Here is a 1,180-nt window from a genome sequence, read left to right as displayed (position 1 = left end):
CTAGTGTCCCTTAACAAAAGTTCGTCTTATTATTAAGTTTGTCGGATAGGCGCGCAATTGATTCAATAATTTGATCCGCCGTTTTGCGCCAGACAAAAGGTTTGGGATCGTCGTTGTATCTTGCCAGATAATCTTTAATGGACGCCTCCAGTTCGCGAGTGCTGCGGTGTGAGTTGCGCTTGATCCAGCGATCCGAGATCAGGCCGAAAAATCGTTCCACCAAGTTGACCCACGAGGCTGATGTTGGCGTGAAATGCACGTGATACCGGGGCCGTGCAGCGAACCAGGCTCGCACCTTTGCTGTCTTGTGGGTCCCGTAGTTGTCCATGACGAGGTGAATATCCAGGTCCTCCGGAACCTCCCGGTCAATCTCTTTTAAAAACGCCAAAAACTCTTTGGCTCGGTGTCTCCTGTGAAGGCGTCCGATAACCTCACCCGTGGCAACGTCCAGGGCTGCAAACAGGGTCGTGGTGCCGTGACGAACGTAATCGTGCGTTCTGGTTTCGGAGTAGCCAAACGACAGCGGAAGCGCCGGCTGAGTGCGGTTCAACGCCTGTATCTGGCTTTTCTCGTCCACACACAGGACCAAAGCCCGGTCAGGCGGATTCATATACAACCCAACAATGTCGTGGACCTTGGCCACAAAGTGGGGGTCGGTTGAGAGCTTAAAGGTCTCCAGACGATGAGGCTTCAAGCCAAACGCCCGCCAGATTCGGCTGATTGCCATGGCATTGAGCCCGGTTTCCTTGGCCATCAGAGTGGTAGACCAGTGGGTCGCATTCTTGGGCTTGGATTGAAGCGTTTTGTTGATAACGTCTGCCACCTTCTCATCATCAATACTGCGGGGCCGACCACTTCTCGGGGCGTCTGTCAGGCCCGCCACACGGAACTGTTCAAACCGCTTACGCCACTTACTGACTGTTTCTGCCGTTACGCCCACTCGCTCAGCAATCACTCGTCCAGGTAGGCCCTCAGTGCTCAACAGGATCATTCGTGCGCGCTGCTGCTCGGCTGCCGGCATCTGTCGCCGCCGAACCCACGAATGAAGCTCATCGCGTTCTTCGTTTGTTATGATCAAAGGAATAACTGGACGACCCATTGCAGTAGCTCCATCGATGCTTTCTGCAATTATAACCCTATGCTACAATATATTCGACGAACTTTTGTTAAGGGACACTAG

General features: G+C 53.2%; 1 protein-coding gene. It reads right to left on the bottom strand.

Annotation, left to right across the window (positions count from 1 at the left end):
* Positions 1 to 10: 10 nt before the first annotated feature.
* Positions 11 to 1,099, bottom strand: a complete 1,089-nt coding sequence (locus Q669_RS17645; RefSeq protein WP_011786732.1) for an IS630 family transposase — start codon at positions 1,097 to 1,099, stop codon at positions 11 to 13.
* Positions 1,100 to 1,180: the final 81 nt, after the last annotated feature.

This window comes from Marinobacter sp. C1S70, assembly GCF_000475355.1.
GTDB lineage: Bacteria > Pseudomonadota > Gammaproteobacteria > Pseudomonadales > Oleiphilaceae > Marinobacter > Marinobacter nauticus.
Note: the sequence above shows the minus strand (reverse complement) of the source record. Positions and strands in the feature narration are given on the sequence as shown.

What these genes read in the sequence shown, in the direction of transcription:
- Q669_RS17645 (WP_011786732.1), bottom strand. Translation starts at nt 1,099, where the DNA reads ATGGGTCGTCCAGTTATTCCTTTGATCATAACAAACGAAGAACGCGAT.